Source organism: Vibrio sp. 1CM7H (assembly GCF_023161645.1).
Lineage (GTDB): Bacteria > Pseudomonadota > Gammaproteobacteria > Enterobacterales > Vibrionaceae > Vibrio > Vibrio diabolicus.
Window position 1 is genome coordinate 1,039,449 of the sequence record NZ_JALNTV010000001.1, and the last position, 20,081, is coordinate 1,059,529.

Here is a 20,081-nt window from a genome sequence, read left to right on the forward strand (position 1 = left end):
GCACAAGCTCCACGTTGTTTGAATTAGATACTTGTTATAGCCCTTGCTCTTTCGCCATTTTGATTGCGATTTGCGGTGCATTCCAAAGTGACGGCAACAGAATCAGCGAAACCGGAACCGCGGTAATCACAATGAAAGATTGCAGTGCAGAGATGCCGCCAGAGCCAAGCGAAATCAGGATCAGAGCTGTCACACCCATCATTACGCCCCAGAAGGTACGGATGATCGCATTCGGCTCCGTTTCACCACTGATCACGACACTGATGGTGTAGGTCATTGAGTCGCCCGTCGTGACGATGAAGATCGTGGTTAAAATCAGAAATAGAATTGAAGTCAGCATTGGCATTGGTAGTTGCTGAGTCACCGCAAGCAAAGCACCTGGCAAGTTAAAGCCTTCAAACGCCGCACTCACACTGCCCGGTTCAGCAATTTCAAACGCAAGGCCAGAGCCGCCAACAATCGTGAACCAAAAACAGGTGGTGAGCGGAGCCACAATGCTGATGGTGGAAATAACTTGGCGAATAGTGCGACCACGAGAAATACGCGCAATAAAGATTGCCATCATCGGACCATAACCAAGGAACCAGCCCCAGAAAAATACTGTCCACCAACTTAGCCAACCCTCGTCACCGCGATAGGTCGCCATTGGGATAAAGTTATCCAACATGCTTCCGACCCCTTGAATGTATCCGTTAAAGATAAAATTCGTAGGACCAAAAAACAGGATGTAAACCATCAATGCCATTGCCAGAATCACGTTGTAACGACTAAGCAGTTGCATGCCTCGGCTTAATCCACTGAGTGCTGACAAGGTGTAAAGCGCAATCGCAAACAAGATGATGATAAGCTGAGTCGTAAAGCCATCAGGAATATCAAACAATGCATTTAACGCGTAGCTAACCTGCAAGCCGAGAAACCCAATTGGGCCGATGGTGCCCGCGGCTACCGCGATAATGCAGCACGCATCAATCAATGCACCGAGCTGGCCTTTAAGCGCTCGTTCGCCCAACACTGGATAAAGCAAAATACGGGGTTTTAGTGGCAAACCTTTGTCGTAATGCAGGTGCATCACCACGATAGAAGTTAAGCTACCGACAATCGCCCAAGCCAAAAAGCCCCAGTGCATAAAGGATTGCGACAACGCATTCACCGCGCCTTGCTGCGGGTTATCTTGCGCGCCGTACAAAGGTGGTGGGCTAACATAGTGTGCGATAGGCTCAGCCGCGGCCCAAAAAACGCCACCACCAGCCAATAAGGTACAGAAAATAATCGCCATCCAGCGGAAAGAATCCATTTCTGGTTTCGCAATCCCACCCAACATCACCTTGCCTGTTCGCCCTGCAGCCAAGCCAAGACCAATAAGAAAAGTGAGAAGCAGCAGTAACTGCCAGTAAGGACCAAACACCTGAACTGCCCAGCCAAAGCCGGCGTTAACGATCGTAGATAATAGCTCGCCGTCATAAAGTGCAATGGCAACGAACAACGCGATAAAACCACCGCTATACCAAAAGGCCGGGTTATTCAGTCCTAATTTGTCCGTCGTGTTTTCTGTTGTTGATGTGTTGTGTGTTGCTTTTGACTTGCCCGATGACACGCTCATCGTGGAAGCTTTCATGCTATTGGTTAAATCAGACATACTCTGGCTCCAGAGGTTCTTTGCAGCTGCCAAAGACTGGCTACAAATGTGAGTTTTACGCCTGCCGTATTGTTGTTATGTAGGCAGGCGGTTCCTAATTTTGGAAGTACTATGAAATAGGCTCTAATCCTTCTTTGAGGAAGTTGAACCAGTTTTCACCCAATATTTTTCCTGCCTCAGATTCACTAAATCCGTGACGCATTAATCCGTTGTAGATGTTCTCCATCCCTGCACTGCCGCAGAACCATGGCAGCGCATCTGGCCATCCCGAGTTACTTGCCGAACCTTCGCCGTAATCCATCGCTTTTGACCAACGACCGTTGCGCATCCACTCCAACACTTGCTGCGGCTGATTTAGGCACAAATCGCTACCGATACCTAAATGGTCAACGCCAAACATGTCTGCGGTTTTCGCAACCATCTGGCAGAAATCATCCAGCGTGCACTGGCTGCCATTTGGCAAATGGAACGGATATAAACTGAATCCAATCAAACCACCGCGCTCCGTCAGTGCTTTGATCACGGTGTTGGACTTGTTACGCAGTGCGTCATGCGCAAACGTCGGGTTGGCATGGCTGATACAAATTGGACGCGAAGAGAGCTCGATAGCTTCCAACGTTGAACGCTCTGCGCTGTGGGACATATCAATGATCATCCCGACTCGGTTCATCTCTTCAATCGCTTGCTTACCAAAGCGAGTTACACCTGAATCGTTTTGTTCGTAACAACCTGTCGCCAGTAAGCTTTGGTTGTTGTAGGTCAATTGCATGATCAGCAGACCTTGGCGGCGCATCACTTCAATCAGACCAATTTCATCATCGATAGGTGAGCAATTCTGCGCGCCGAAGAAGATGCCGACTTTGCCTTCTGCTTTGGCTTTTTCTACATCTGCCATTGAATAAATAGGCATGATGAGGTCCGCATTTTGCTCGAAGCGCAAGTTCCATTCAGCAAAACGCGTTAAGGTTTCGCGCGCAGTTTCGTGGTAGACGATGGTGGCATGAACGGCGGTAATGCCACTCGCCTTAAGCGTTTGGAAATACTCTCGATCCCAATTGCAGTACTGCAATCCGTCAATCACAATCCGTTGTTGGTACATAACCACTCCTTAAACAATTTCTTAGCCTTTCAGTGCGGGTAACTGACACCATCAGCTACCCTGCTGTTCTTAGTAAGGGCGCTGATAAGCGGTTTTCACCACGGTGTAGAACTCTTTGGCGTACTGACCTTGCTCACGAGGGCCAAAGCTAGATTCTTTACGGCCACCAAATGGGACGTGATAATCTGTACCCGCAGTTGGCAAGTTAACCATGACGCAGCCCGTTTGGACTTGCTGTTTAAAGATCGCGCTATTGCGCAGACTTTGCGTGATAATGCCGCCTGTCAGGCCAAAGCGCGTATCGTTCGCGACTGCAATTGCCTCATCCAGATCAGAAACGCGAATCACGCTTGCCATTGGTGCAAAGACTTCTTCTTGGTTCACTTCCCAGCTGTTTTGTGTGTTCAAGAACAGGGTTGGTGACATATAGTAACCGTCATGCTCTAGGCTCAGACGCTCACCACCGAAAGCCAGCTCCGCGCCTGCTTGGCGTGCGTTTTCAATCCACTCAAAGTTCGCATTCAGCTGGTTACCATCAACAACAGGACCCATGAATACGCCCTCTTCCAGTGCGTGACCCACTTTCAATTCGCTCATGCGTTGGATTAGCGCTTCAACATACGCGTCGTGAATTCCGTCCATAACCACAAGACGAGAAGACGCGGTACATTTTTGACCTGCACCCGAGAATGAGCCTGCGATTGTGGCTTCAACGGCAATTTGAATATCTGCATCTTCTGCCACTACGAGCGCGTTTTTGCTGCCCATCTCTAGCTGACAACGCACAAAGTTTGGTGCCGTTGCCGCCGCTACTTTACGGCCTGTGTCCACAGAGCCAGTGAAGCTCACGCCGTTCACATCTTTCGAATTGATAAGGGTATTACCAACTTGCGAACCGCTACCCAAAACGAGGTTAAACGTGCCAGCAGGTAAACCTTGGCGATGGATAATCTCAGTCAGTGCAACGGCACTTGCTGGAGTTAGGTTGGCAGGCTTCCAGACGACACTGTTGCCAAACGCAAGTGCTGGCGCGATTTTCCAAGCCGCTGTTGCTGTTGGGAAGTTCCAAGGAGAGATAATGGCGATAACGCCGACGGCTTCGCGAGTAACTTCAACGGAGACACCTGGACGGACGGAAGCAGCGTTATCGCCAATTTGACGCAGTACCTCAGCAGCAAAGTATTGGAAGAATTGGCCGGCACGATAAATCTCACCTCGACCTTCAGCAAATGGCTTGCCTTCTTCACGCGAAAGTAAGGTGCCCAATTCGTCACATCGTGCAATGAGCTCATCACCAATCGCTTGCAGCACTGCTTGTTTGCGCTCGATTGGTGTTTTTTCCCACTCTGGCTGCGCTGATTTAGCCGCTTGAATCGCTTGCTCTACTTGCGACACACTCGCTTGTGCGAAATCACCAATGTTTTCGCTGATATCAGAAGGGTTAATATTGGCGATGGTGTCCATGCCCGATTGCCATTCACCTGCTATATAGAGGGATTTTTCTGCTTGAACATTGTTAATAAAAGTCATGGTTCTTTCCTTGTTCTTCCGATTTGTGATGGCAAGCCACCCACTCACTGATCTCAATTATTCTTGTTGGATTTATTCTGGTTGGCTTGCCGACGCGTAGACGACAAACTCCACCAACATTTCTTCTCGTGCTAACCCTGCAACCACCATGGCGGCGCGATTTGGGTACGGCGCTTCAAAATATTCCGCGTACACTTGGTTAACGGTTTTTAAGTATTCTCTGTCGGTCACGTAAATCAGGACCTGCAATACAGAGTCCAAAGACTCCCCTGCACACTCCAGGGTGTGAATGAGATTGTTAAAGGTTTGACGTGTTTGTGCTTCGATGCCGCCTTCCACAACCGCACCTGTGTCATCAATAGGAATTTGAGCCGTATATAGGGTTCCGTTGTTGACTATCGCCCATTCAAGCGGCGCTTTAGAAGCAAATAGACTGGTTTTTACTGGATGTTTTTTAGTAGGAGTATTCACGTGCCTTTCAACCCTTGTAACAGCTTTGTTTCAATATGGTTAAATAATGCACATTGACAGGCGATAAATCTAACGGTAAATTTTTTACATTTGATAAATAAAACTTATCACCTCATTGAGAATAACGTAAATAAAGGGATTAAGAGGCATTAGGGATGAGTATTAAGCTTCAACAATTAATGCATTTTGTGATGGTAGTCGAGGAAGGTGGGTTTCGAGCCGCTTCACATCGTGCAAATCGATCTCAGGCTGCGCTCTCCACGTCGATAAAAGAGCTAGAGAAAATGCTAGGACAAACGCTGTTTGAGCCCGGCAACAAAACCAAATTAACGCCTTTTGGTGAGATTTGTTTGCCCAAGGTGGTTCAGTTTCTCAATATCTACAGTGCGCTGGACAACGATCTCAAAGCTGCCGCGGCCGGACAGCAAGGGAGAGTGCGAATTGCGAGCGTTCCTTCTGTTGCAGCGAAACTCATCCCGAGCGTGTTGGGTGCCTTTTGCGAGCAGTATCCAAATGTAGAAGTAAGCTTGATCGATGATAACGCGGCGGGCGTCGAGGCTCGCTTACTCTCCGGTGAAGTCGACTTGGCGCTCGGTAACCCCTCTCACCTTGATGAGGGCGGCATTGACTTTACACCGCTGTTGTCCGACCCCATTGGCGTGGTGTGTTTAAAAGATAACCCGATTGCCAATAAAACAGAGGGAATCGAGTGGCAAACTTTGCTCGAACAACCTTTTATTCGTAACGGCACCTGTACGCTTCTCGATCCAACCCCAGCCAGAGCACTGAGTGAGCAAGCGCTCTATTCGGTCGAGAATATCACTTCGCTGTTTTCTGTCTTAGAACTTGGGATTGGTGTCACGACCCTACCGAAGCTTGCTTTCCCAACCAATGAAACACGCTTGGTTTGGATCCCACTTATCGATCCACCGCTTGAAAGGCAAATTGGTATCTTTACGTTGACCGACCGCACGATCTCGCCTCAAGCAAAAGCGTTTCATGATTTGTGTGTACGTTATCTAAACTATCAAGATGAAGAGACGTAGTTCGAAGGTTTTAGCTAACAGTGGCTCCATTAGATTTTAGAGCCACTGTTATTTGATATTAAGTGACAGATCCGGTCATATGAAATGACGACGCTCTTATTGCAATTATTCTGGCTTGATATTCTGATTCATTCTGAACAAGTTATTTGGATCAAACTTCTTCTTCACTTCTTGTAAACGCGCAAAGGTTGGACCATAGGCAGACTCTGTACGTTCAGCTTCGTCTTGTGTAAGGAAATTGATATACGCTCCGCCACTTGCATAGGGCTTAGTCTTGGCAAAAAATTCCCTTGCCCAGCTGATGCAAGCTTCATCATCTTCTGCTAAATCCCATCTTCCATGCACATTTAACACATAGTTTGCATCACGGCTAGAATAAGCCATAGACTCGGGCTCAGGTCTAGAGGCAGCGCAGCCAAGAGAGGCGATAAAAATCTCACACTGAGGCGATGGTAACTTACCTGCGTATTCTATCGCTGCATCAATCACACCTTCGCTTAGCGAGTTAAAATTGTGCGATTTCCAATAGTTACGTGCGCCCGGAGTAAGCAATGGATCAAACGCTTGCTGCCACGCCGCAAATGGCTGTACACCAACGTGCTCACCATGTGCATCACCAAACTCTCTCAACGGTGCAATTAACTTCTCACCTTCAGCCGGGTCACCCGCATAACATATCGCGAGTACAACCACTTCTTTACCGTGAACGCTTTCAGGTAAGAATGGGAGTGGCGGCGCTTTCCGACTCACCATCCAGACACTTAGGTCATCAGGGGCCGACTCAGTGAATTTCGCAAACTGGGTGATAATGGATTTCGCTTGCTCAAATGGAAAGACAATGAGACCACTTAACACCTCTGGACCGACAGGATGTAGCTGGAATTCAAAACGCGTAACGATACCAAAGTTACCGCCGCCCCCACGTAACGCCCAGAACAAATCGGCATTTTCTGTCTCATTCGCGAGCAGTTGACGACCATCTGCAGTTACGACATTTGCAGAGACCAAGTTGTCTATCGTCATACCATATTTTCGGCTCAACCAACCAAAACCACCACCAAGCGTTAACCCCGCAATTCCCGTGGTTGAATTAATGCCGACAGGCGTTGCTAATCCATATTTTTGTGTCGCCTCATCGACATCAGCCAACGTACAGCCAGGTTCAACGAAAGCCCTTCTTTCGCTTTCATCCACTTGAACATGATTCAAAAGTGACAAGTCGATCATCACACCATGATCGCAAACCGCATTGCCCGCAATATTATGCCCACCACCTCGGACCGAAAGTAGCTGATTGTTATCCCGAGCAAAGTTAACCGCCATCACGACATCATCGGCAGACTTGCAGCGAGCGATAACACCGGGACTGCGATCTATCATGCCATTCCAGATTTGACGAACTTCGTCGTACGTAGGATCTCCGGGCAAAACAACATCACCCTGAAATTGATTTTTGAAGTGTTCAATGGTTGCATTTTCTAGACTATTCATATTAGTTGCCTCTCACGTTTTACATGAGGCTTGCAAAGCACAATGCAACGACAAGCTAATACAAGTCCCTCACAATTAAACGTGACGTTTGAGTAGCTATTTTCAGCAAATAAACAAGGTCCCACAGTAACGATACCGTAGGGTCACAAATTCCCTTACTCTCTTGGGTTCGATAAAGCTGAAACACAGTTATAAAAATCAGATAGTTATCGCAATGATACCGCACCTCAAAGCACTTTCTGTATTCTTTACCCTGCGTGACACTCGCACCTGATTATTAATAAGTTCATTGTAAGTTTAGAATGCAATTTAGTTTCAGATATGAAACTTTGTCTTATAATTAATATTTTTAATAATTAATTATATTACCTTTATTTATCAATTAAATAGGATTATAAAAATATTTCGGACTGCGAATAGTGAATAGCCGTTAGAGGCAGTGATATTGAATTAAATTGAATAGCCTTCTTAGTGTTTTAGAAGACTATTACGCTATTTATCAGTGATATACCGCCACTTAAGATGGGTTATTTACGGCGATTTCGGTTCTTATACACCACGCAAAAGTTACCACGTTTGGTACGGCACTTTGAGCAACGTTCGCAATCCACTGGCGCTCGATTACCCTCTTTCCAGCGCTTTATTAACTGAGGCTCAGCCAATAAAGGACGTGACACAGCGAACAATTGGATATCTGTGTTTTCTGCAATTTTCTCAATCGCATCAATGTCACTCAATCCGCCGACAGTAATCACCGGGATGCTCACATCTTGACTGATCACATGTCCATATTCGTGAAAATAGCCTTCTTCTTGTAGTGTGTAACCATCGAACGTTTCACCAACAAGCTCGTTTGCTTTGCCGTGAATATTGCCAGACACGATGATCGCATCAACGCCCACTTCTTCGAGTTTCTTACAAACGACGCGAGTTTCATCGAACGTTAAACCGCCGTCAAAGAATTCTGTCGCGGTAAGCTTCACAAGGATTGGGAAAGTATTCCCAACCAGCTTTCTGGTTTCAGAAAAAATTTCTAAAAGGAAACGCATGCGATTTTCTAAGCCACCACCGTATTCGTCTTCGCGACGATTATAGTACGGGCTTAAAAACTGGTTAATTAAATAAGTGTGCGCCGCATGAATCTCTACGCCGTCAAAACCAGCGTCTTGAGCACGTTTACTCGCCAATGCGAATGCCTTTACGATGTAGTCGATTTCGTCCTTAGTCATCGCTTTGCCTTGCGTATTCGTGCCACGCTCAGGCACGTCACTCGGAGCGAAGATGACACGCTCACCGACGCTGTAGGTGGTTTTGGTTCCACCGTAAGCAATTTGCATTACGATTTTAGAATTGTGTTGATGTACTAGCTCTGTTAGCTTTTTGTATTCTTCAATAAAAGAGTCGTTGTAGATCCCCATCATCCCAGCGTTGGGTTTCTCTTCTTCCACGATATTGGCATAACCGGTAACAATTAGACCCACTTCACCTTTCGCCAACTCTTCGTAAATATCGTAAAGCTTATCCGTCATGTGGCCATCTTCGGTCGCCATGTTCTCCCACGTTGCGCTGCGCACAAAACGGTTCTTTAGGGTCATGTTGCCAATGCGGGCTTCGGAAAACAAAATGCTCAAAACCAGTCCTCTTAATGTTGTCTTTATGGTTCTATCTTTTCCCAAGTAACCAAGAACAAAAAAGGAACAGCGATACACAACGTATGGCTGTTCCTTCTCTGAATCCGTGAGACCTGCAAACTACAGGCGCACCTTAATGCCTCGTGGGTGACAAAACTTTAATCTGGATTAAGGTTTAGTAAGATAAGCTTGTAAGCAAAGCAACTCGGCCGATTTCTCAGTTTACCTTCACTCTACATTCTGGGGGTAAGATCTTCTCTTTTTCGAATGAGACTTCACAATCCACAAGAACGCTTCCTCCCCCATGTAGGTAAAAGTAATCAAGCACGAAAAATACTTTATTATCACGCTCTCCATACTCTTCTACAAAAACGCCAGCACTCTGGTTGAAATCCAGTTTTTCATTATCTAGAGAAATGGAAGCAACTCGAAATACATCATTTATTCCATAATCTGAACGATTAATTGTATCGACTTCAATCACTGGATTAATCTCCATGTTGTGGATAATAAGCCTAACAAGAGTATCTCCAATACGATAAGTTTCCACGGAGCTAACCGAGGACGGAACTTGGGCTAATACGCATGAAGAAATTGCAACAATTGGAAGAAGAGTAAAACGACGGAACATGAACCACGACCATAGTTAAAAGGGATAGTCATATTATCTCTTTTAGGCATGAATTCGAGTCTAGCAAAGCATGTAGCTCTCAGAATGGGAGCTACATGGAAGTGATATTAAAGAACTTCAAACTCAATAAATAAACGGCAACGGAATAAGCTCTAATCCTAGTACACCACTAATCCCCATCACCACTAGCAGTGAGACTTTAAACACCGACTTTGACCAAGCGATGTAGTTGCTGTCATCAATGCTGCGAAAAGTCACTTTCGTCCACATAAAGCAAACGACCGCTGCAACCGCTAAGTATTCATACCCGGCTTCACCAAGTAAAAATAACCCCAACGATACGGCCCCAAACGCCACGACATACGCTTTCATGTGTCGATGCGCTTTATGAATGCCCTCTTTAACTGGTAATACGGGAATCCCGGCTTCTCGGTAGTCTTGCATGCGGAACATGGCAATCGCGTACGAGTGCGGCATTTGCCAGAGACAGAACATGGTAAAGAGTAAAATCGCTTCCAAGCTAATAAAGTTTGTTACCGCTAAATAGCCCACTAATGGCGGGACTGCACCTGAAATACTTCCCACCAAGGTTCCATACACCGAGTTACGTTTGTACCACATCGTGTAAAAGAACACGTAATACACGTAGCCAAGCAACACGACGACAGCGGATAGTGGGTTCACTCGGATAAATAACAGTGCGGTTCCTACCAGCAATAAAGCAAGTGCATAAACAAACGCAATATCGATATTGATGTTGCCTTTCACTGTTTCACGATTTCGTGTACGTGCCATCTTTTGGTCGATATCACGATCGAAAATATTATTCACCACACAACCTGAAGCGATGACTAACCCCACACCAACTAACGTTGTAACGAACAACATTAGACTGGCTGGTTCTGTTTTTGCGGCGAGGAAGAACCCCGCCGCAACAGAAATCAGGTTGCCGAAAATAATGCCCGGTTTGGTGATAGACAAATAACTTTTCAGCATACCTTGGCCTACAACTTCATGTTGACGTTCATGTTGTAGATGATCCATACCGAGCCAGCGATAAGGATAAGTACAACAATGGCGGTAAACATCAGTGATACAAGGTTCCAACGTCCGTCGGATGTTTTTGTTTCCATGTGCAAGAAGTATTTGAAGTGAACAAATATCTGCACTAATGCACATCCAAATAGAATCGCATAGGTTGTTGTATCTGGTAATGATTTCGTCCAAACAAAGTAGAACGGAATTACCGTCAGAATCAGTGAGGCAATGAAGCCTTTCACGTAATCTGACGCACTGGTTTCTACATGTTGATCCATTACATTACCCCCAGTAAGTAAACGATGGTAAAGACACAAATCCAGACGATATCTAGAAAGTGCCAGAATAGGCTTAAGCAGTTAAAGCGCATTGCCATATTGTCGTTCAGACCTTTCGTCGACAGTTGGTGATATGCTACCGCTAACCAAATCAGACCAAAGGTTACGTGCAGGCCGTGCGTACCAACCAACGTAAAGAATGCCGATAGGAACGCACTTGTTTGTGGGCCATAGCCTTCTTCAATCAGGTGATGGAACTCATAGACCTCCATACAGATAAAGCCAAGACCAAGCGCGAACGTTACTAACATCCAACGTTTGAGACCAGCAACGTTGTTGCGCTTCATCGCGATAATGCCAAAACCAAATGTGATACTGCTAAACAGCAGCAGCATGGTTTCGACAAACACGAATGGCAGTTCGAAAATATCTTTACCTGTTGGGCCCGCAATTGAATTGCTCGACAGCACAGCGTATGTCGCGAACAAGGTCGCAAACAGTACGCAGTCACTCATCAGGTAAACCCAGAAACCAAATAGCTTGTTGCCATTCGTGTCATGGTGGTGATCATGGTCGTGATGTGCTGCGATATTAGTTTGCATACGTCACCTCCAGATCATCTTTACTTTCGCTGTCTTTCACTGAGTTTTTCTTCGCTTCTTCAAGCTGAGCTCGACGCTCGGCCTCAATTGCTTTGATCTCTTCAACTTCCACGTAGTAATCCACGTCATCGTTGTAGCTGTGCTGAATACACGTCACGATAATACCGACCAAACTTGCTGCCGCTAGCCACCAGATGTACCAAATCATGCCGAAGCCAAATAGGAGCGACCAAGCCGACACGTAGATGCCTGTTGCCGTGTTTTTTGGCATATGAATACGTTCGTATTCCACTTCTTTAGTTGGATCGAACTCGCCACTTTGTTTCTGGTACCAGAAGGCATCCAGCACATCACCTTTTGGTAGGTGCGCAAAGTTGTAGAACGGCGGTGGAGACGATGTTGCCCACTCAAGAGTACGACCACCCCACGGGTCACCAGTTAGGTCACGGTTTTGCTCGCGGTCGCGGATACTCACGTAAATTTGGATGAACTGAGACAATACGCCCAGTGCAATCACAACCGTACCTGCTGCGGCAATCGACAACAGTGGGAAGTATTCAGGGTTGATGTCTTGGCTTAAACGACGAGTCATCCCCATAAAGCCCAGCGCGTAAAGCGGTAGGAACGCCATTAAGAAACCAATAATCCAAAGATAGAACGCACGTTTGCCCCAAGTTTCATTCATGGTGAAACCTGTCGCTTTCGGGAACCAGTAAGTGATCGCAGCGAAACATCCAAACACCACACCACCGATGATAACGTTGTGGAAGTGAGCAATCAGGAATACTGAGTTATGCAGAACGAAATCTGCGCCCGGAACAGCCATTAGTACGCCTGTCATACCACCAACAGTAAAGGTGATCAGGAAGCCCACCGTCCACATCATTGGCGTCGTAAAGCGGATGCGGCCTCTGTACATGGTGAATAGCCAGTTGAAGATCTTCACCCCTGTTGGGATAGAAATAATCATCGTGGCAATACCGAAGAAGGCATTTACGTTCGCGCCAGATCCCATCGTAAAGAAGTGGTGTAGCCAAACGACAAACGCAAGAATCGTGATAACTACGGTAGCCCAAACTAGCGATGTGTAACCGAACAACTTTTTACGTGAGAAGGTTGCGGTGACCTCTGAGAACACACCAAAAATTGGCAAGATCAAAATGTACACTTCTGGATGGCCCCAAGCCCAAATCAGGTTGACGTACATCATTACGTTGCCGCCAAGATCATTGGTAAAGAAGTGCATGCCTAGGTATCTATCCAGCGTTAGCAGAGCGATAGTCACCGTTAGGATTGGGAATGAAATGATGATCAAAATGTTTGCACACAGAGACGCCCAAGTGAAAACTGGCATCTTCATCATTGGCATAGACGGTGTACGCATACGCAAAATGGTCGCGAAGAAGTTCACGCCTGTTAACGTCGTACCAACACCTGATATCTGCAGCGCCCAAATCCAATAGTCGACCCCGACTCCTGGGCTGGCCTCAATACCTGAAAGTGGCGGATACGCCAACCAACCGGTGCGACCAAATTCACCTAAGCCGAGAGACATGTTTGTTAGAATGACACCAACAACAAACAGCCAGAAGCTCAAGTTATTCAGATACGGGAAAGCTACGTCACGCGCACCAATCTGTAATGGCACGATGATGTTCATCAGACCAATAACCAATGGCATCGCTACGAAGAAGATCATGATCACGCCATGGGCAGTAAAAATTTGATCGTAGTGATGCGGTGGCAAGTAACCTGCTTCACCCGCAGAAGAAAGGAGTTGCTGACTACGCATCATGACTGCGTCAGCAAAACCACGAACAAGCATCACCATCGCTACTGCGATGTACATGAAGCCAAGTTTTTTATGGTCTACTGAAGTAAACCATTCATTCCACAAATATTGCCACTTTCCGGCTTTGGTCACCGCGTAAACTACGGCTAAACCAACCAGCGCCACAACCGCTAAGGTGATGACGATAATAGGTTCGTGGAATGGAACTGAATCAAGAGTTAATCTTCCAAACATTACGATTATCCTTGGTTTTCAGGCAAACAGTTCATTGAACCAGGATGCTGAGTCACAACGTCGGTGAACAAGAACGGAGGAACGCTAGAGAACAAAGTGACTGGCTCTGCGATACTTGGCGCTGCCAGTGAGCTGTATTGCTCCCAATCTTCAATACGATCAGGGCTCGCCTTCACTTTCTGCACCCAATTTAGGAACGCAGCACGATCAGACATTGCTGAAGCTGTGAACTTCATTTGCGAAAAGCCTTCGCCGCTGTAGTTCGATGCAAAACCCTTGTAGTCACCTTCGTGGTTCGCTATCAGGTTGAGCTTGGTTACCATTCCTGGCATCGCGTAGATCTGTGTACCTAAACGAGGGATGAAAAACGCGTTCATGATGTTGTCCGAAGTCAGTTTGAACTGCACTGGCACGTCTTTCGGGAACGCCACATAGTTCACCGTCGCAATGTTTTCCTCTGGATAGATGAACAACCATTTCCAATCGAGTGACACCACTTCGATGGTCATTGGTTTAACATCACTTTCCAATGGTTTGGAGGGCTCTAGTTCATGAGTCGAACGCCATGTGATCGTCGCAAGGATCGCAATGATGATGATTGGAATTGTCCATACCACCACTTCGATTTTGGTCGAGTGTGACCACTCGGGAGCGTACTCTTCTTCAGTGTTAGAGGCGCGGTATCGGTAAGCGAAGTAAATCGTCATTAGAATCACAGGGATTACAACGATCAACATCAGCAAAAGAGCAGTAATAATTAGCTCTTTTTCTTGCACACCAATGGCACCTTTGGGGTCAAGTAAAGCTGAATTACATCCTGAGAGCATAAGTATGACGGACGCCAAACTTCCCCTCGACAAGATGCGTTTATATCTTGAGGCTTCCATTAACTTTCTCGATGGTTGTCTGGTTTCAAAACAAATGCCAATCACAGTAAATAAGAGCTCAGAAACAGCGCAGAGGAATGTTTGATAAAAAGGCAAAAATTTTGATAAGTAGTTATTCTACTTACAAATTTTTCAGCGCCGTTATCAAACATCTTAACCAGCTAGAATGAACAATTACTTGCTACGATTGGTATCAAGCTAAGAACCAGTTGTTATAGTCATTAGAATGTTTATGTGTTGAGCATGAGTAACGTCGGGATCAGAGCGAAACAAAACGGAATTGAGTGGAGATCAAAACCATACTATTAGTGTGAGCTTATTGTTACACTTTGAAACACAATGTTACATTTGGCGCATTATGAGGAGTAAAAAGTTAAAGCTCATTAGCCACAACTGGAAACTAACCTTCCATTAATGAAACTCACACTCTTTCAATAGGACATTAACCTCAACACGAACTTCACGTGCTTCAAAGTTAATGTCTTTTGAAACAGACAGTTGCAAATTCATTTTGATGAGACTGACTATCAACTGCATTTACATAGATAGCTTGATTACGAAGGGGAAATTAAAAGTGGCAAATTGTGATCAATGTCAAATTAATGATTTCACTTAGTATTTGAGTGGTATTTACCTCTCATTATTTACTTTTGGCAAACCATTCGCAGGGCGAATCCAAACATGAGTAATAAACACACTTACGTTGCCCAGAACTGGCTCTCGGAAAAATAGGAAATGTTGAAAGGGAAAGAAGCTTGTCATTCCGGTCTGTGGGGCCTAACCCTAGGGCTTTACATACGAATGCCTCCATCCACTTCTAAAACTCTGCCAGTAAAGTAATCACTCTCAAGAATGTATTTTACTGCATGTGCGATTTCACTTGTTTCACCCATCCTTCCAATTGGGATCATCTTTTCTAGCCGTTCTATGGCTTCTGGTTTCATTTGCTCTGCCATCGCGGTATGTACCACACCTGGTGCAATCGCCGCCACGCGGATACCGTATCTTGCTAACTCACGGGCCCACGTTGTCGCCATGGTTGCGACCGCCGCTTTAGATGCAGAATAATTGGTTTGACCGATATTCCCTGCTCTCGCGACACTAGAAATATTGATGATAACGCCTTGTGAACCGCTCTCAATCATCTTGACGGCAGCTTCACGCCCACACAAAAATGTCCCCGTAACTTTGACGTTCATGACCAAATTGAATTGATCCAAAGACATCTTACTGATCACGCCGTCTTTTGATTTTACAAGTAACCCATCTCTTAGCACGCCAGCGTTATTGACTAGCCCGTTGAGTTGGCCAAAATCTTGGATAACCGCGTCAAACGTGGTTTCAACGTCGATTTCGCTCGTTACATCCACTTGATAAGTCAAAGCTTTCGCACTCAGCATCCGGCACTGCTCTTGTGTTTCCATTAAGCCGCTAGCGTTTACATCTAATAACGCTAAATCTGCACCGGCTTGAGCAAGCGTAATTGCCATCATTTGCCCAAGTCCCTGCCCTGCACCTGTAATGGCAATGACACTATTTTTAATATCCATAGTTACTGCACTCCGTCGCTAATAATGTTCCCTATTTCAAGCCTGTTTCGGTGGTCCGAAATGATGAGTTTTACTTCACCATTTCAGACGGCTTTGTAGCAAAACTCAGTCTAGCCCTTCTTACTCTTGTAAAACTCAAACAAGCTTGAGAAGTCGAGCTCGCCGTGGCCGCTCGCGTTGTGGAAAGAATATAAATTACGCGCCAGTGAGCCCATCGGAACCGAAGAGTGTGTTTGTAACGCCGCATCTAACCCCAAACCGAGATCTTTCAACATGAGTTTGCTCATAAAGCCCGGTTGGTAATCGTTGCTGGCTGGTGCACTGTCCATCACGCCAGGGCAAGGATTGTAAAGCTCCAATGCCCAATTTCGGCCAGAGCTTTGCAGCATGATGTTTGATAACACTTTGGGGTCGAGCCCATGATCGATACCTAGATTTAGCGCCTCGCACGTACCAGACATTAAAATGCCGAGCATAAGGTTGTTACAGATTTTCGCCATTTGACCATCGCCCGCTTTACCGGCATGGAAAACATTTTTTCCCATGTACTGCAAAATGGCATTGGCTTTAGAAAATGCTTCATCCGAGCCACCAACAATAAAGGTTAATGTCGCCGCTTTAGCGCCGGCAACACCACCCGAAACGGGCGCGTCGACAAACAGCACGCGTTTATTTGCCGCTTCATTGGCGACTAATCGCGCAGAGTCCGGATCAATGGTTGAACAATCAATCATCAAGGTACTTGGCGAGACAAGATTGAGGACACCTACACCGCCGTGTAAGTCACCAAGATACACGGAACGAACGTGAGAACCTGCTGGTAGCATCGTGATGACTGTGCTTGCACCATCCACGACTTCCTCAATAGAGCTCGCCACCACCGCACCAAAAGGTGCAAGTTGCTTTGCCGCTTCGCTATCGACATCAAATACTTGCACGTTAAATCCAGACGCTAATAAGTTTTGCGCCATCGGATGCCCCATTCTTCCTAAACCGATAAATGCGATGGTACTCATGATCATTCTCCTTATTGACCTAGTGTTTGTTCACCCAAATCAGCAAGCGGATGTTCGTCATCCGGCCAAAGTGAGGTAAACAAGGTATCGATGACATCTTCATCGACTTCACTGACACTGTTAAACATCCAGTTAGGTTCGCCATCCCGGTCAATAAGCCGAGAACGGACGCCCTCTTTAAACTCACCTAATAAGGCGCTGCGAACCGATAAACTCAGCTCCAAGCGGAAGCAATCTGCAAGTGGTAAGCTGTGGTATTCTTTCACTTGTCTGAAACAAATATGTGCGGTGATCGGACTGCCCGCGGCGAACGTTTGTTTCGCGTTTTCTATCCACTGACTGTTCCCTTCGATAGCCATGATTCGCTGTGCTATTGCATTAAGATCAAAGCCTTTGCACGCTTCCTCTATCTGATCTAAGTATGGACAAATTTGCGTGGTTGGTTTGCTATCAATAACCTGTTCTTCCATTAATTGTAGTAGCGCAGTTACCAACTCTTTCGCATCTTCTTTGCCCCACTGGAGCCGCTTTAGCTCATCCAGTAAGGTGGGATACTGCTCTTCCAACAGTAACCAATCGGCCAAACCAATAGTGACAGCGTCACTTGAATTCACCATTGAACCTGTCAATCCGAGGAATAAACCCACTTGCGGATCTATCTGGCTTAAAAACCATGTACCTCCCACATCGGGATACAGTCCAATATTAATTTCTGGCATAGCAAGGCGTGATGTTGTTGTCACAACTTTGTGGCTGGTTCCCATAAAAAGCCCCATCCCACCACCCATGACAATACCCTCTCCCCAACCGATAATAGGCTTGTTGTAAGTGTGAATGAGATAGTCACACTCATACTCCAACGAGAAATAGTCCGTACAGAACTCTACGATTTTTTCTTTACTCTCGTTATGCATGACGTGATACATAGCTCGAACATCGCCACCAGCACAGAATGCTTTTTCTCCAGCGCCAGTGAGTACCACACAAGTCACATGCGGATCGTCTTGCCACTTGATAAGCTGATCGTTGAGTTGGACCAACATGTCATACGTCAATGCATTCAATGAAGCGGTGTTGTCTAACGTTGCGATACCAATGCGGTGCACGCCATCTAAGCACTCTATTTCACTGATGGTTACCATCCCTGCCATGTGGCCTCCTATCGGTTTTTCCATTGCGGTGGGCGTTTTTCTAAAAAGGCGCGAACACCCTCAACTTGATCTTCCGTATCAAAAAGATTCAGAAACAACTCTCGCTCTTTCATTAAGCCGTGCTTAAGTGGCGCAGAGCGCATATTTTGAATGAGCGCCTTACATGCGGCGACAGAAGATGGTGACTGGTTCGCAACAGATTCAGCAAGCTCCCACGCTTTACTTAACGCTTCGCCTTTGGGAACCAACTCCTCAGCCAAGCCTAGTTCTTTTGCTTTGTCAGCGCTAACTTGTTCTCCACATAAAATGATGCGCTTTGCCCAGCCTTCTCCTACTAACGCTGTGAGGTTTTGGGTACCGCCAGCGCAGGGCAAAAGTCCGACTTTGGCTTCAGGTAAAGCAAGTACCGCTTGCTCTTCAATTACTCGAATATCACAAGCTAATGCCACTTCTAAACCTCCGCCCATGGCGTAACCATTAATGGCGGCAATGGAAACACCACGGAATTCCGAGAGTGTTTCAAACGCTTCACCAAAGCATCGCGCAATGTCTAACGCAACCGCTTTGTCACCATCAGAAAATAGCTTGAGATCCGCACCAGCAGAGAAAAACTTTTCTCCACTGCCGGTTAAAACCAGTGCGTAGACCTGCTTATCATCGTTAAGTGTGAGTATCAGCGACTTCAGTGCCTTGAGGCTCTCTGCTGTCCACGTATTGGCTGGCGGGTTGTTCATCGTCACCACCGCAACGTGATTAGCGATCGTATGTTGAATGGCTTCTTGGGTTAATGGCATATATGAATCCTTCCTCAATGAACAAATCCAATACTTCGCTACAGCAAGGTCGACTCCTCAGAGAGCAAACGGCGCGCGATGATTAAACGCATAATTTCGTTCGTTCCCTCCAGAATTTGATGCACACGCACATCTCTGAAATGACGTTCCATTGGATACTCTTTGATATAACCATAGCCGCCATAAAGCTGCAGCGCTTGGTCGCAAACATGAAAGCCCACATCGGTTGCGAACCGTTTTGCCATCGCGCAATAAGCAGTGGCATCTGGGTCATTTCGGTCGAGCTTACTGGCGGCATAGCGCACCAACTGCCGCGCAGCCACTAGCTCTGTCGCCATGTCTGCCAATTTGAATTGTAAGGCTTGAAACTGCGCAAGCGGCTTGCCGAACTGCTTACGCTCCTGAATGTACCGTGCCGCCTGATTAAGGGCCTGTTGAGCCGTACCGACGGAGCAGGTCGCAATATTTATACGCCCTCCATCAAGCCCTTTCATCGCAAAGACAAAACCTTGCCCTTCTTCGCCCAGTAAATGGCTAGCTGGAATAACGACATTCTCAAAAGTAACCGCTCGTGTTGGTTGACTGTTCCAACCCATTTTGGGTTCTTTGCGCCCATAGCTGATGCCATCTGCTTGAGCAGGAACAACAAATGCAGACACGCCTTTGGCACCCGCTTCTCCGGTTCTCGCCATCACGACCAAAACATCTGTCTCTCCTGCGCCAGATATAAAGGTTTTGCCACCGTTGAGGACATACTTATCTCCCTTTTTTGTAGCGGAAGTGGTCAGTGCAGCGGCGTCTGATCCTGCGTTGGGCTCAGTTAAGCAATAGGAACCTAACCACTCCCCCGTAACTAATTTCGGACAGAACTGCGTTTTGGCTTCATCGGTAGCAAAACTGGCTATCATCCAACTGACCATGTTGTGAATCGTCATAAACGCCGTAGTGGACGTACATCCCATGGCCAGTTGTTCAAAGATAATTGACGCATCTAAGCGACTCAGCCCTAGGCCACCTTGCGCTTCTGGAGTGTAGAGGCTGAGAAACCCCAGTTCTCCCGCCTCTCTCAATACGTCTTTGGGGAAGATCTGTTTTTCATCCCACTCCGCCGCCATCGGCGCTAAACGCTCATCGGCAAATTGCTGAGCGGTATCGGCAAATGCACGTTGATCTTCATTAAGTTCAAAGTCCATAAAAGCTCCTT

Annotated in this window: 18 protein-coding genes; 1 reads left to right on the forward strand and 17 read right to left on the reverse strand. The window is 46.5% G+C overall.

Annotated features, from left to right (window positions below; translation table 11 throughout):
• Window positions 1-34 precede the first annotated feature (34 nt).
• The 4 genes from MSG33_RS04500 to MSG33_RS04515 all read right to left on the reverse strand — a co-directional run bounded on the left by MSG33_RS04500 (window position 35) and on the right by MSG33_RS04515 (window position 4,736).
• The gene (locus tag MSG33_RS04500) at window positions 35-1,636 is read right to left on the reverse strand and encodes a BCCT family transporter (RefSeq protein WP_005390956.1); all 1,602 of its coding nucleotides are present in this window, start codon (window positions 1,634-1,636) and stop codon (window positions 35-37) included.
• A 109-nt stretch (window positions 1,637-1,745) separates the two neighbouring features.
• On the reverse strand, window positions 1,746-2,735 hold the full coding sequence (locus tag MSG33_RS04505; RefSeq protein ID WP_006742451.1) for a membrane dipeptidase: 990 nt from the start codon (window positions 2,733-2,735) through the stop codon (window positions 1,746-1,748).
• Window positions 2,736-2,804: 69 nt separating this feature from the next.
• Window positions 2,805-4,265, reverse strand: a complete 1,461-nt coding sequence (locus MSG33_RS04510) for an aldehyde dehydrogenase family protein (RefSeq protein WP_248380019.1) — start codon at window positions 4,263-4,265, stop codon at window positions 2,805-2,807.
• A 72-nt stretch (window positions 4,266-4,337) separates the two neighbouring features.
• On the reverse strand, window positions 4,338-4,736 hold the full coding sequence (locus MSG33_RS04515; RefSeq protein ID WP_005375789.1) for a RidA family protein: 399 nt from the start codon (window positions 4,734-4,736) through the stop codon (window positions 4,338-4,340).
• Between the two features lie 155 nt (window positions 4,737-4,891).
• Between MSG33_RS04515 and MSG33_RS04520 the strand changes: the two genes are divergently transcribed.
• The gene (locus MSG33_RS04520; protein ID WP_005390962.1) at window positions 4,892-5,782 is read left to right on the forward strand and encodes a LysR family transcriptional regulator; all 891 of its coding nucleotides are present in this window, start codon (window positions 4,892-4,894) and stop codon (window positions 5,780-5,782) included.
• A 105-nt stretch (window positions 5,783-5,887) separates the two neighbouring features.
• On the opposite strand, the gene MSG33_RS04525 is transcribed toward MSG33_RS04520, so the two are convergent.
• The 13 genes from MSG33_RS04525 to MSG33_RS04585 all read right to left on the reverse strand — a co-directional run bounded on the left by MSG33_RS04525 (window position 5,888) and on the right by MSG33_RS04585 (window position 20,070).
• On the reverse strand, window positions 5,888-7,273 hold the full coding sequence (locus tag MSG33_RS04525; RefSeq protein WP_048625195.1) for an FAD-binding oxidoreductase: 1,386 nt from the start codon (window positions 7,271-7,273) through the stop codon (window positions 5,888-5,890).
• Between the two features lie 527 nt (window positions 7,274-7,800).
• Window positions 7,801-8,904 (reverse strand): NADH:flavin oxidoreductase, encoded by a 1,104-nt coding sequence (locus MSG33_RS04530; protein WP_248380020.1) that lies wholly within the window; start codon window positions 8,902-8,904, stop codon window positions 7,801-7,803.
• A gap of 217 nt (window positions 8,905-9,121) precedes the next feature.
• Window positions 9,122-9,535, reverse strand: a complete 414-nt coding sequence (locus tag MSG33_RS04535; RefSeq protein ID WP_242446583.1) for a hypothetical protein — start codon at window positions 9,533-9,535, stop codon at window positions 9,122-9,124.
• A gap of 123 nt (window positions 9,536-9,658) precedes the next feature.
• A complete protein-coding gene (cyoE, locus tag MSG33_RS04540) occupies window positions 9,659-10,579 on the reverse strand; it encodes a heme o synthase (protein ID WP_031780178.1) in 921 nt (306 codons plus the stop codon).
• Window positions 10,540-10,851 carry a cytochrome o ubiquinol oxidase subunit IV gene (gene cyoD, locus MSG33_RS04545; RefSeq protein WP_012842490.1) on the reverse strand — a complete coding sequence of 104 codons (312 nt, stop codon included), beginning with the start codon at window positions 10,849-10,851 and terminating at the stop codon, window positions 10,540-10,542. The genes cyoE and cyoD overlap by 40 nt, the downstream gene beginning before the upstream one ends.
• Window positions 10,851-11,453, reverse strand: coding sequence for a cytochrome o ubiquinol oxidase subunit III (gene cyoC, locus MSG33_RS04550; RefSeq protein ID WP_005375782.1), 603 nt, complete (start codon window positions 11,451-11,453; stop codon window positions 10,851-10,853). The genes cyoD and cyoC overlap by 1 nt, the downstream gene beginning before the upstream one ends.
• The gene (gene cyoB, locus MSG33_RS04555; protein ID WP_248380022.1) at window positions 11,443-13,479 is read right to left on the reverse strand and encodes a cytochrome o ubiquinol oxidase subunit I; all 2,037 of its coding nucleotides are present in this window, start codon (window positions 13,477-13,479) and stop codon (window positions 11,443-11,445) included. The genes cyoC and cyoB overlap by 11 nt, the downstream gene beginning before the upstream one ends.
• Before the next feature lie 5 nt (window positions 13,480-13,484).
• Window positions 13,485-14,366 carry a ubiquinol oxidase subunit II gene (gene cyoA / locus MSG33_RS04560; RefSeq protein WP_005388604.1) on the reverse strand — a complete coding sequence of 294 codons (882 nt, stop codon included), beginning with the start codon at window positions 14,364-14,366 and terminating at the stop codon, window positions 13,485-13,487.
• A gap of 791 nt (window positions 14,367-15,157) precedes the next feature.
• Window positions 15,158-15,916, reverse strand: a complete 759-nt coding sequence (locus MSG33_RS04565; protein ID WP_248380023.1) for an SDR family oxidoreductase — start codon at window positions 15,914-15,916, stop codon at window positions 15,158-15,160.
• Window positions 15,917-16,026: 110 nt separating this feature from the next.
• Window positions 16,027-16,932 (reverse strand): 3-hydroxyisobutyrate dehydrogenase, encoded by a 906-nt coding sequence (gene mmsB / locus MSG33_RS04570; protein WP_005390978.1) that lies wholly within the window; start codon window positions 16,930-16,932, stop codon window positions 16,027-16,029.
• An 11-nt stretch (window positions 16,933-16,943) separates the two neighbouring features.
• The gene (locus MSG33_RS04575) at window positions 16,944-18,083 is read right to left on the reverse strand and encodes an enoyl-CoA hydratase/isomerase family protein (protein ID WP_048625200.1); all 1,140 of its coding nucleotides are present in this window, start codon (window positions 18,081-18,083) and stop codon (window positions 16,944-16,946) included.
• 8 nt (window positions 18,084-18,091) lie between these two features.
• Entirely contained in the window at window positions 18,092-18,877 is a 786-nt protein-coding gene (locus MSG33_RS04580; RefSeq protein ID WP_248380025.1) for an enoyl-CoA hydratase, read from the reverse strand.
• A gap of 38 nt (window positions 18,878-18,915) precedes the next feature.
• Window positions 18,916-20,070 (reverse strand): acyl-CoA dehydrogenase family protein, encoded by a 1,155-nt coding sequence (locus tag MSG33_RS04585; protein ID WP_248380027.1) that lies wholly within the window; start codon window positions 20,068-20,070, stop codon window positions 18,916-18,918.
• Window positions 20,071-20,081: the final 11 nt, after the last annotated feature.

What these genes read in the sequence shown, in the direction of transcription:
- MSG33_RS04500 (WP_005390956.1), bottom strand. Translation starts at nt 1,636, where the DNA reads ATGTCTGATTTAACCAATAGCATGAAAGCTTCCACGATGAGCGTGTCA.
- MSG33_RS04505 (WP_006742451.1), bottom strand. Translation starts at nt 2,735, where the DNA reads ATGTACCAACAACGGATTGTGATTGACGGATTGCAGTACTGCAATTGG.
- MSG33_RS04510 (WP_248380019.1), bottom strand. Translation starts at nt 4,265, where the DNA reads ATGACTTTTATTAACAATGTTCAAGCAGAAAAATCCCTCTATATAGCA.
- MSG33_RS04520 (WP_005390962.1), top strand. Translation starts at nt 4,892, where the DNA reads ATGAGTATTAAGCTTCAACAATTAATGCATTTTGTGATGGTAGTCGAG.
- MSG33_RS04525 (WP_048625195.1), bottom strand. Translation starts at nt 7,273, where the DNA reads ATGAATAGTCTAGAAAATGCAACCATTGAACACTTCAAAAATCAATTT.
- MSG33_RS04535 (WP_242446583.1), bottom strand. Translation starts at nt 9,535, where the DNA reads ATGTTCCGTCGTTTTACTCTTCTTCCAATTGTTGCAATTTCTTCATGC.
- cyoE (WP_031780178.1), bottom strand. Translation starts at nt 10,579, where the DNA reads ATGGATCATCTACAACATGAACGTCAACATGAAGTTGTAGGCCAAGGT.
- cyoD (WP_012842490.1), bottom strand. Translation starts at nt 10,851, where the DNA reads ATGGATCAACATGTAGAAACCAGTGCGTCAGATTACGTGAAAGGCTTC.
- cyoC (WP_005375782.1), bottom strand. Translation starts at nt 11,453, where the DNA reads ATGCAAACTAATATCGCAGCACATCACGACCATGATCACCACCATGAC.
- cyoB (WP_248380022.1), bottom strand. Translation starts at nt 13,479, where the DNA reads ATGTTTGGAAGATTAACTCTTGATTCAGTTCCATTCCACGAACCTATT.
- cyoA (WP_005388604.1), bottom strand. Translation starts at nt 14,366, where the DNA reads ATGGAAGCCTCAAGATATAAACGCATCTTGTCGAGGGGAAGTTTGGCG.
- MSG33_RS04565 (WP_248380023.1), bottom strand. Translation starts at nt 15,916, where the DNA reads ATGGATATTAAAAATAGTGTCATTGCCATTACAGGTGCAGGGCAGGGA.
- mmsB (WP_005390978.1), bottom strand. Translation starts at nt 16,932, where the DNA reads ATGAGTACCATCGCATTTATCGGTTTAGGAAGAATGGGGCATCCGATG.
- MSG33_RS04575 (WP_048625200.1), bottom strand. Translation starts at nt 18,083, where the DNA reads ATGGCAGGGATGGTAACCATCAGTGAAATAGAGTGCTTAGATGGCGTG.
- MSG33_RS04580 (WP_248380025.1), bottom strand. Translation starts at nt 18,877, where the DNA reads ATGCCATTAACCCAAGAAGCCATTCAACATACGATCGCTAATCACGTT.
- MSG33_RS04585 (WP_248380027.1), bottom strand. Translation starts at nt 20,070, where the DNA reads ATGGACTTTGAACTTAATGAAGATCAACGTGCATTTGCCGATACCGCT.